A 10389-nucleotide genomic window follows, 5' to 3' on the forward strand; every position below is an offset into this window, starting at 1 on the left:
TTCCGACATCGCCGGAAGGGGCCTTTCGCGGTCAGGACGTCAGTCGCTCAGCTCGGCCAGGGCCTGCTTCACCTTCGCCAGCTCGGCTTCGAGCTCCTCCATGCGGGTGCGGTGCTGCTCGCGCGCCGCCTCGAGAACCGTCTCGATCCCGCTGAAGATGTCCTCGTGCAGCTCCTTGGCGGCCTTGGACACCGCGATGGCCGGGATGGTGAGGCCCTGCACGACACGCTGGGTGCCGTGCAGCAGGTCTGCCTGCCAGTCCCCGTCCATGGTCCCGGTCACCGTCAGCGTCAGCTCGACGGTCCGCGTCTTCTTCGCCGTGCTCTTGGCCCGCTTGACCGGCTTGGCGGGAGCCTCGTCCGCCACCGGCTCGGCGGGGGCCTCGGCCACCGGCTTCACCGCGGCGGCGTCCGCCACCGGCTTCACCGCGGGCACCGACTCCGCAACGGCCTGGGGGGCCGCCGGGATCGTGGCTTCCACCGCGTCTACCTGGTCACTCTGCTCCGTGAGCGTGTTAGACACGTTCTGGTTTCCTCTCTGGCAATACCGGCTCGACCCGGCAATAGCATAGAACACTTGTTCGATCCGAGAAGCTGAAGGTTCGACAAGCGCCCAGCGCGCCGCAATCGTCCGGCCATCTTCCCACCCCACCAGAACGTCCAAAACACACGACCACGGCTCGGCGGTCCGCGGGAGGTGTGCACCGATCCGGCCGACGGCTCACCCCAGCGGGAACTCCCGCACGGCCCGCTGCCCCTCCACCGGCGACCTCCCGGCGCGAACCTCAGGGAGCTTGCACCAATCCCGCACCCACGTCGGTCGAGGGCGAGGGGAGCCTGCGCGCGGTCTGGGCCAGCCGCGCCCACAGCTCGAACCCCCTGGCCCCGTGCTTCTCGGCCATCAGCGCCGCGACGCCCGCGACGTGCGGGGTGGCCATGCTGGTGCCCTGCAACCTCTTCGTGCCCCCGGCCTTCCAGCTGGAGTGCACGTCGACGCCGGGGCCGACCACGTCCACCGCGCCGACGGTGTCGACGGTCCCGCAGGAGAAGAACGCCGTCGCGCGGTTCACGTCGACGGCCCCGACCGCCATGATCGACGGGCAGTTCGCCGGGTGCCCCACGGGCGAGACGGTGCCGGGCCGCCTGCTGTCGTTGCCCGAGGCGGCCACGATCAGCGTCCCCTTGGCCAGCGCCCGCGACGCCGCCTGCTCGAAGATCGCCGAGTGCGGCGTGCCGGGGCGGACGGTGGCGCCCAGCGACATCGAGATCACGGCGCACCCGTTGGCGATGGCCCACTCGATGCCCGCCAGGATCCCGCCGTCGGAGCCGGAACCGGAGTTGCCCAGCACCTTGCCCGCGTAGATCTCCGCCTCGTGCGCGACCCCGTAACCGGGGCCCGAGGCGGGCGTGCGCGGACCGCACGAGGTGCCGACGCAGTGCGTGCCGTGGCCGTGCTCGTCGTCCACCGCCTCGCCGGTGACGAACGAGCTGGTGGTCACGGTGCGCCCGGCGAAGTCGGGGTGCGCGACCGTGAAACCGGTGTCCAGCACCGCGACCCGGATCCCCTTGCCGGTGGCGGTGCTGAGGCCGGCGCCCACGGCCTGCAAGCCCCAGGTGAAGACGCTCTCGTCCACGGCCGCGGCCGAAGCGGTCTCGTCCGCGTCCGTCGTGGTGATGGCGTGCACGACCCGCTCGGCCTCCACGGCGAGCACCGGGCCGGGCTCGTCGATCGCGCGGTTCAGGCCGGGGAGCTGGTCGGGGGTGGCGTCCACGAGCGCGATGCCCAGCTCGTGGAAGATCACCCCGTCCGTGCTGGCGATCTGCTCGGCCACGGTGTCGGCCGTGGTCGCGACCTGGATGCCCGCGACGCGGTTCAGCTCGCGGACGCCCGCTGCGGTCGAGTTGTTCTCCAGGAGCACCAGGAAGCGACCCGTGGTCTCGGCACTCGTCGGCTGTGACATGAGGACCCCCTTCGGGGAGGTGGCGGCGGTCAACCTCTGCCGGTAGTGAGACGCCGACGACCTCGCAGATACCGGGGTTCACCCGGATGCCGCAACCGGTTCAGGCGGTTGCCGCCTCCCGCGCACCGCGGCGCTTGCGCACCAGACCGACCACCGGCTCGACGATGCGCGCCGCCACCGGCCCCAGCACCGCCATCAGCAGCACGTACGCCGTCGCCAGCGCCGCGAGCTTCTCGTCCACCGCGCCGGACGCGACCGTGAGGCCCGCGATGACGATGGAGAACTCGCCGCGCGCCACCAGCGCCGCACCCGCGCGGGCCCGGCCCAGCTTCGCGATGCCCTGCCGCTTCGCCGCCCACCAGCCGGTCGCGACCTTCGTCAGCGTCGTCACGACGGCCAGCGCCACGGCCGCGCCGAGCACCGGCGGGATGGACGCGGGGTTGGTGTTGAGGCCGAACACGACGAAGAACATCGCGGCGAACAGGTCGCGCAGCGGCTCCAGCATCCGGGTCGCGTTCTCCGCCGTGGAACCGGAGATCGCGATGCCCAGCAGGAACGCGCCGACCGCGGCCGACACCTGGAGCTGCGAGGCGATGCCCGCCACCAGCAGCGCGGAGCCCAGGACCTTGAGCAGGAACACCTCGTGGTCCGGGGAGTCCACGATGGCCGACACGAACCGGCCGTACTTCAGCGCGACCACCAGCACGACCGTGATCGCGGCCAGCGAGATGCCCACCGCGCTCAGGCCGCCGAAGAAGCTCACGCCCGCCAGCACGGCCGTCAGGATCGGCAGGTAGACCGCCATCGCCAGGTCCTCGAACACCAGCACCGACAGCACGACCGGCGTCTCCCGGTTGCCGAGCCTGCCGAGGTCGCCGAGGACCTTCGCGATGATGCCGGAGGAGGAGATGTAGGTGACGCCCGCCATCGCGAGCGCGCCGACCGGGCCCCAGCCCAGCAGCAGACCGGCGACGGCGCCCGGCGTCGCGTTGAGGACGATGTCGAGCAGACCGGCCATCCACGACCGCTTGAGGCCGGTGACCAGTTCGCTCGCCGAGTACTCCAGACCGAGCAGCAGCAGGAGGAGCACCACGCCGATCTCGCTGGCGAGGTGGGTGAACTCCTCGATGCCGTCCAACGGGATCAACCCGCCGTGCCCGAAGGCCAGGCCGCCGATCAGGTACAGCGGGATCGGGGAGATGCCGATCTTCCACGCGACTCGGCCGAGCAGGCCCAGCCCGAAGAAGACCGCCCCGAGTTGGATCAGTGCGATCGCGGTGGTGTGCACGGGTGCTCAGCCACCGCCCAGGATCTCGGCGGACGCCGCGAGGCCGTCCGACGTGCCGACGACCACGACCAGGTCACCACCCGTGAACACGAAGTCCGGGCGCGGCGAGGGGTGCACGGTGCCCGCGCGCACGACGGCGACGATGGACGCGCCGGTCCTGGTGCGCAGCTGGGTGTCGCCGAGCTCCCCGCCGTCGAACCGCGAGCCGGGCACGATCGGGAACTGCTTGGTGTCGATCCCGGTGACCTCGCTGTGCTGGTCCTCCAGGTGCGCCACGAGCTGCGGCGCGCCGAGCAGGCCTGCCAGCGTGCCCGCTTCCTGCGGTGTCAGCGGTATGGAGGCCGAACACGCGTCGGGGTCGTCGGTCTTCGACAGGATGAACTCGAACTTGCCGTCGCGGTAGGTGATCACCCCGATCCGGCGACCCGATCGGATCATGAAGTCCTGGCGGGTGCCGATCCCCGGCAGTGGCGTCACCTCGACGTTCATGCCCGCAGCCTACCTTCACGTCCGATGACCGGATTGCCGACCGCAGTACCGTGCCGGCATGACGGGATGGCTCCAGCCGGTGCGGCGCGGGTGGGTCGTGCGCGACCGCGTGCCCGGCCCGGACGTGGACGAGTTCGCCGAACCCGACCGCGTGGTCCAGGCCCTCGCCGGGCCCGGCGGCGGCCGGGGCACGCTGCTCGCCGTGCAGCACCCGCACCGCACGCCCACCGCGCTCGCCGCGGGGACGGGTCTGGTGGAGTCGCTGCCGGTCGCGCGGGCTGCGCTCGCGGAACTGCTGCGCCGGTCCTACCGGCCGGTCGCCGACGTGGTCGCGCCGTACTGGGTGGACGGCCCGGACGGGACGGCGTGCGGGCTGCTGTGCCTGGTCGACCCCGCCGCGGTCGACGCCGACGGGATCAGCCGGGTCCGGCACAGCGAGCAGGTCTACCCCGAGGTGGTGGCCGAACGCGCCCGCGTGCTCGCCGGGCTCGGCGTCGCCACCAGCGCCGCGATGCTCGTGCCGGTCGCCCCGCGCGACGACCTGACCACCCTGCTGCACGCCGCGTTCGACCGCGAACCCGCCGTGTCGCTGGTCGACTCCGGCGGACGGCGGCACCGCGTGTGGCTCGTCGGGCCCGGCGACGCCCAGGACACCCTCCTCGACGCGGCGGGCGCCCACCCCCTGCTCGTCGCCGACGGCAACCACCGGGTCGCCGCCGCGGCCGCCGCGGGCCTGAGCGGACTGCTCGCCCTGGTCACGGCGGGGCCCGCCCTGCGGATCGGCCCGATCCACCGCGCCCTCGTCGACACCGGCCTGTCCGCCGACGACCTGGCCGCGGCCTGGCGCGGCGTCGGGCTGCGCGTCGACGACCTGCCCGCCGTGCGACCGCCGGAACCCGGCGCCGTCGTGGTGGCGTGCCGGGACCGCGTGCTGCGCGTCGAGCTGCCGGCGCCGGGGATCGACCACGCCACCGTGGAGTCCCTGCTGCTGGAGAAGGCCCTCGGCCTCGACCCCGAGTCCCCGCGGGTGCGACCGGTGACCGACGAGCGGTGGCGGTCGATCGCGGCCGACGCCGTGCTGCTCGTGGCCCCGTGCCGCTGGCCGACGTGCTCGCCGTGCACGCGGCGGGGGAGCGGATGCCGCGCAAGAGCACCTACTTCACCCCGAAACCCCGCAGCGGTCTGCTGCTCGCGGACCTGTCCTGACTAGAGTCCACCGAATGGCGGTACGAGCGATTCGCGGCGCGACCCAGATCGACGCCGACGACCGCGACCAGGTGCTGGGGGCGACGGCCGAACTGGTCCGGGAAGTGCTGACGCGCAACGGCCTCACCAGCGACGAGGTCATCAGCGTCATCCTGACCGCGACACCGGACGTCGTGTCCGAGTTCCCGGCCTACGCGGCGCGGCGGGCGGGGCTGGACGACGTGCCCCTGCTGTCCGCGACCGAGATCGCGGTGCCCGGCGCGATGCCGAGGGTGATCCGGCTCATGGCGCACGTCGAGACGGACCTGCCGCGCTCGGCGGTCAAGCACGTCTACCTGCGGGGTGCCGCGGCCCTGCGCACGGACCTGAAGCAGCGGTAACCACGCCTGGTGCGTGCGTGGCGCTCCGCACCAGGCACAATGGGGGGCTGCGGGCGCCGGTACATCGCGACCCGCGTCATCGACATCAGGAGGAAGTCGCGGTGGGACAAGGTGAGCTGCGTGGCGTGGTGGCCCTCGACGGGCCTTCCGGCACCGGCAAGTCCACCGTGGCCCGCAGGCTGGCGGCCATCCTGGGCGCCCGGTACCTCGACACCGGCGCGATGTACCGCGCCGTGACCCTCGCGGTGCTGCGCGCCGGGGTCGACCCGCTCGACACCGAACGGGTGATTTCCATCGCACGGTCGTCGCGCCTGGTGCTCGGCACCGACCCGGCCCACGCGACCACCACGCTCGACGGCCAGGACGTCGGCACCGAGATCCGCGGCGCCGACGTGACCCTCGCCGTCTCGCCCGTGTCGGCCGTGCGCGAGGTCCGCGAACTGCTCGTCGCCGAGCAGCGCCGGATCATCGCCGAGGCCGACGGCATCGTCGTGGAAGGCCGCGACATCGGCACCGTCGTCGCCCCCGACGCCGAGCTGAAGGTGTACCTGACGGCGTCCGCCGAGGCGCGCGCGCAGCGCCGCACCAGGCAGGACACCGCCGCCGGGCGCTCCTCCACCGTGGACGCGACGCTGGCGGACGTGCAGCGGCGCGACAACTACGACTCGACGCGCGCGGTGTCGCCCCTGCGGCCCGCGGACGACGCGGTCGAGGTCGACACGACGTTCCTGGACCTCGCGGGCACCGTCGACGCGCTCCTCGACCTGGTCGACCGGCGCGGTCTCCGGGTGGCGGACCGGGTGACCAGGTGACCGACCTGAACGATTTTCGCTACAGAAGTGTGAGTGGAGAAGCAAAGTGACGGACTTGGACGGCACGTGGACGGACGAGTCCGACTGGTCGGCCTTCGACGGTGACGGCTCGGGGGACGGCGAGGACGGCGTCGCCGTGCCGCAGCCGACGCTGGCCGTGGTCGGACGGCCGAACGTGGGCAAGTCGACCCTGGTGAACCGCCTCATCGGCCGCCGCGAGGCGGTCGTGCAGGACGTGCCCGGCGTGACGCGCGACCGCATCGCCTACGACGCGCTGTGGAGCGGCCGCAAGTTCACCGTGGTGGACACCGGCGGCTGGGAGCCGGACGCGACCGGCCTCCAGGGCGCCGTCGCCGCGCAGGCCGAGCTGGCGATGGCCGCGGCGGACGTGATCCTGCTGGTCGTGGACGCGACCGTCGGCGCGACCTCCACCGAGGAGGCCGTGGCCAAGATCCTGCGCCGCTCCAAGCGGCCGGTGCTGCTGGTCGCGAACAAGGTCGACGACGAGCGGCTGCTCGCCGAGACCGCGTCCCTCTGGTCGCTGGGCCTCGGCGAGCCGTGGCCGGTCTCCGGTCTGCACGGCCGCGGCTCCGGCGACCTGCTCGACGCCATCCTCGCCGCCCTGCCGGAGAGCCCGCGCGACGACTTCAAGCCCGTCACGGGCCCCCGCCGCGTGGCGCTGGTCGGCAAGCCGAACGTCGGCAAGTCCAGCCTCCTCAACCGCCTGACCGGCGAGAACCGCTCGGTCGTCGACGCGGTCGCGGGCACCACCGTCGACCCGGTCGACTCCATGGTCGAGCTGGACGGCGAGGTGTGGCGCTTCGTCGACACCGCGGGCCTGCGCAAGCGCGTGAACTTCGCCAGCGGCGCCGAGTACTACGCGTCGCTGCGCACCAAGGCCGCGATCGACTCGGCCGAGGTCGCCATCGTGCTCCTCGACGCGAGCGAGCCGATCAGCGAGCAGGACCTGCGCGTGCTCACCATGGCCGTCGAGTCCGGCAAGGGCATCGTGCTGGCCATGAACAAGTGGGACCTCGTCGACGAGGACCGCCGCAAGGAGATGGTCCGCGAGCTGGAACGCGGCCTCGTGCGCGTGCCGTGGGCGGAGACGGTCAACATCTCCGCGCTGACCGGTCGCGCCGTCCGCAAGCTGGCCCCGGCCCTGCGCACCGCGCTGGCGTCGTGGGACACCCGCGTCCCGACCGGCAAGCTCAACTCGTGGCTGACGGCCCTCATCGCCGCCACCCCGCCGCCGGTCCGCAGCGGCAAGCAGCCCAAGGTCCTGTTCGCGACCCAGGCCGCGACCAGGCCGCCGACGTTCGTGCTGTTCACCTCCGGCTTCCTGGAGGCGGGCTACCGCAGGTTCATCGAGCGCAAGCTCCGCGAGGAGTTCGGCTTCGTCGGCAGCCCCGTCCGCGTCTCCGTGCGCGTTCGCGAGAAGCGCGGCTTCAGCGGCAAGCCCGGCGACAAGCGCGGCAAGAAGTAGCGCACCCCTGTTGCCCGCGGCGGCCGGATGAGGTCTCCTGGGCGACGTGGCGGTGCGACTGGTGCTGGCGGACGACGAGCCCCTGCTCAGGCGGGGGCTCAAGGTCCTGCTGGAGACCGACGACCGCATCCGGGTGATCGCCGAGGCCTCGGACGGCGCCGACCTGCTCGACGTGGTCTCCCGCGTCCAGCCGGACGTGGTCCTGGTCGACGTCCAGATGCCGGGCGTCGACGGCCTGGAGGCGCTGCGCCGCCTCCGCGACCTCCCCGACCCGCCCGTGGTCGCGATCCTGACCACGTTCGACCTGGACGACTACGTGGCCACGGCCCTCGACCTGGGCGCCCAGGGCTTCCTGCTGAAGGACGCCGAACCGGACGCCCTGGTCAGGGCCGTGCTGGACCTGGCAGCCGGCGGCGCGGTCCTGGACCCCAGGATCACCGCCCGCCTCCTGCCGAGGCTGCGCGGCTCCGGCCTGCGCGAGAACCACCAGCTCGAAGGCCTCACCGGCCGCGAGCGCCAGGTCCTCGACCTGCTCGCCGACGGCCAGCCCAACGCCGCCATCGCCCTCAACCTCGGCCTCACCGAGGCCACCGTGAAGAGCTACGTCTCAGCGCTCCTCACCAAGCTGGGCGTCGAGAACCGCGTCCAGGCCGCGCTGGTGGCCCAACGCGCGAACGGCGTCACGTGGTGACCCTCCGCCGCGCCGCACTGGAACTCCTCGCCGTCGGCGTTCCCGCGGCCATGGTCGTCATGGCGGGCACGTACCCGTTCACCTGGTCGGTCCCGACCGCCCTGGCCGCGTGCCTCGCGCTCCCGCTGCGCCACCGCTGGCCCTGGCTGACCACCGTCCTCTGCCTGCCCGCCATCTGCGGCGGCCTGGGCTGGCCACCCGCCGTGGTCGCCTTCTACCGCACCGGCCGCCGAACAGGGGACCACAGGATCCCGACGGCCTGCGTCCTGCTGGCCACCGCCGTCCCCACGACGTTCGTCGTGCTCAACGAACGCCTGCCCCCGAACCAGGCCCTCCTCACCCTGGCCTACACGTTCTTCATGTCCGCCGCCCCGGCCGCCATAGGCGCCCTCATCACCGCCAGGCAGGACCTGACCACCAGCCTCGCCGAGACCGGCCGAGCCCGTGAGGCCGAACTGGAAGCGCTCGAAGCCACGGCCAGGGCGTCGGAACGGGCCAGGATAGCCAGGGAGATCCACGACGCCGTGGGCCACCACGCCACCCTCATAGCCGTGGAATCGGCCGCCCTGGCCGCCACCACCGCCGAGGAACGCACCAGGGACGCGGCGCTGCGCGTGCGCGAACTCGCCAAGGAGACGCTGGCCGAGATGCGAGCCGCCCTGGGTCTGCTCAACGCCCCCCGCGAACCGGCCGAGGGCTACACCGACCTGCCCCACCTGGTGGACCGAGCCCGAGCCGCGGGCCTGCCCGTCGACTTCGACGCCACCAACGCCACCACCCCCGGCCCAGCCGCGGGCCGAGCCGTCTACCGCGTCATCCAGGAAGCGCTCACCAACGTCACCAAGCACGCCCCCAACGCCCCCGTGCGAATCCGCCTGACCACCCACAACCACCACCTGCACGTGACGGTGACCAACGCGCCCCCACTCCACCGCCCACCCCAGCAAGACCCCGGCGGCACAGGCCTGCACGGCCTCTCCGAACGGGTGACCCTCCTGGGAGGCACCTTCACCGCGGCCCCGACCTCCGACGGCGGCTTCACCTTGGAAGCCACGCTACCGACCGGTAGGACGAAAGTTGACCGAGAACACTCGACTTATGGCGGTGGTGAACGAAACCCGACGAACGCATAGTTGCGCTGGTCGATCGACTATCGGGGGGCCGATCGGGACCGAGGGGAGCAGGAGCCCGCCGCACTGGCGGGCTCCTGCTATATAGGCTGGTCAGGGGGTATGTGGGGGGCCGTGCGGGAGGGGATTGGGCGGTGCGCTAAGCTTTCCGAGCACCCCGCAAGGGAGTGTGGCCGGGACGTGGCGCAGCTTGGTAGCGCACTTGACTGGGGGTCAAGGGGTCGCAGGTTCGAATCCTGTCGTCCCGACGGTCGAAAAGCCCGTCTGATCAAGGCATAGTGCCAGATCAGACGGGCTTTTTCATGTTCGCGTATTGATCTTGTGATGATCCACTTTCAGGGCTGGCTGTGGACCACTTGTGGACCGTTGTGTTACCTGGTCGCACCAGACAGCGGCGCTCCAGGATGCGAAGCAGGGTGCTCGATCTGGTCGGAGTCGTCCTTAGCTACCTGGCAAAGAGCTATTGCCCATCAGGTCTGGGGACCGTGTAGCGGTAGGAGACGGGTGCCAGATCAATATCGTCGATCTTCCACGGATGCGTCACGTGAAGGTCGCCACCGGAGGCGGTCAGTTCGCCGTCGGGACGGTCCAGCCGGATTGACTGCACAACCATTAGGGCTGTGTTGGGGTGCTGCTCCTTCATCAACCGCACCTCGCCATGAGTGAGTACCACCTCGGTGCCGAGCGAAGTCGTCCCCTTCACTTCGACGAACAGGTGTTTGCCGTCTTCCCTGTGCGCATCGATGTCGTAGGGTTCCGTGGCTCCCACGTCCTTGATCGTGTAGCCCTGGGCGATGAGGTGAGCGCTGGCCACGTCCATTGCGCGCCGCTCGATCGCCGACCTCTCCTCGGCACTCAACCGTCTTCCCTGTCCTCGGCTGCCGCGTCGAAGTGCGGCACGTTCACTTGCATCGATCACCTCGGCGATCTCTGGGGCGGGTTCTCCA

Annotated in this window: 10 protein-coding genes, 1 tRNA gene and 1 pseudogene; 7 read left to right on the forward strand and 5 right to left on the reverse strand. The window is 71.8% G+C overall.

Annotation, left to right across the window (positions count from 1 at the left end):
• Window positions 1-39: 39 nt before the first annotated feature.
• The 4 genes from VFZ92_RS09630 to VFZ92_RS09645 form a co-directional block, all read right to left on the reverse strand.
• Window positions 40-480, reverse strand: a complete 441-nt coding sequence (locus VFZ92_RS09630) for a DUF6319 family protein (protein ID WP_330875484.1) — start codon at window positions 478-480, stop codon at window positions 40-42.
• Window positions 481-784: 304 nt separating this feature from the next.
• Window positions 785-1960 carry a S8 family serine peptidase gene (locus tag VFZ92_RS09635; RefSeq protein WP_330875485.1) on the reverse strand — a complete coding sequence of 392 codons (1176 nt, stop codon included), beginning with the start codon at window positions 1958-1960 and terminating at the stop codon, window positions 785-787.
• Window positions 1961-2060: 100 nt separating this feature from the next.
• On the reverse strand, window positions 2061-3248 hold the full coding sequence (locus VFZ92_RS09640) for a cation:proton antiporter (RefSeq protein WP_330875486.1): 1188 nt from the start codon (window positions 3246-3248) through the stop codon (window positions 2061-2063).
• 6 nt (window positions 3249-3254) lie between these two features.
• Window positions 3255-3737, reverse strand: a complete 483-nt coding sequence (locus tag VFZ92_RS09645) for a cation:proton antiporter regulatory subunit (protein WP_330875487.1) — start codon at window positions 3735-3737, stop codon at window positions 3255-3257.
• 58 nt (window positions 3738-3795) lie between these two features.
• Between VFZ92_RS09645 and VFZ92_RS09650 the strand changes: the two are divergent.
• The 7 genes and pseudogenes from VFZ92_RS09650 (at window position 3796) to VFZ92_RS09680 (ending at window position 9690) form a co-directional block, all read left to right on the forward strand.
• Window positions 3796-4943 (forward strand): annotated as a pseudogene (locus VFZ92_RS09650) (DUF1015 family protein).
• Between the two features lie 14 nt (window positions 4944-4957).
• On the forward strand, window positions 4958-5323 hold the full coding sequence (gene aroH, locus VFZ92_RS09655; RefSeq protein ID WP_330875488.1) for a chorismate mutase: 366 nt from the start codon (window positions 4958-4960) through the stop codon (window positions 5321-5323).
• Window positions 5324-5424: 101 nt separating this feature from the next.
• The gene (gene cmk / locus VFZ92_RS09660) at window positions 5425-6135 is read left to right on the forward strand and encodes a (d)CMP kinase (protein WP_330875489.1); all 711 of its coding nucleotides are present in this window, start codon (window positions 5425-5427) and stop codon (window positions 6133-6135) included.
• 46 nt (window positions 6136-6181) lie between these two features.
• The gene (gene der / locus VFZ92_RS09665) at window positions 6182-7621 is read left to right on the forward strand and encodes a ribosome biogenesis GTPase Der (protein WP_330875490.1); all 1440 of its coding nucleotides are present in this window, start codon (window positions 6182-6184) and stop codon (window positions 7619-7621) included.
• A gap of 46 nt (window positions 7622-7667) precedes the next feature.
• Entirely contained in the window at window positions 7668-8312 is a 645-nt protein-coding gene (locus VFZ92_RS09670) for a response regulator transcription factor (protein WP_330875491.1), read from the forward strand.
• A complete protein-coding gene (locus VFZ92_RS09675) occupies window positions 8309-9445 on the forward strand; it encodes a sensor histidine kinase (protein WP_330875492.1) in 1137 nt (378 codons plus the stop codon). The genes VFZ92_RS09670 and VFZ92_RS09675 overlap by 4 nt, the downstream gene beginning before the upstream one ends.
• A 171-nt stretch (window positions 9446-9616) precedes the next feature.
• Window positions 9617-9690: transfer RNA gene (locus VFZ92_RS09680), tRNA-Pro, on the forward strand.
• Window positions 9691-9902: 212 nt separating this feature from the next.
• Here the strand turns inward: VFZ92_RS09680 and VFZ92_RS09685 are convergent.
• The coding region (locus tag VFZ92_RS09685) for a DUF3883 domain-containing protein (protein WP_330875493.1) at window positions 9903-10389 on the reverse strand (487 nt) is incomplete at its 5' end.

Origin of the sequence: Umezawaea sp. (genome assembly GCF_036375055.1) — a bacterium.
In the GTDB taxonomy this organism is placed as follows: Bacteria; Actinomycetota; Actinomycetes; order Mycobacteriales; family Pseudonocardiaceae; genus Umezawaea.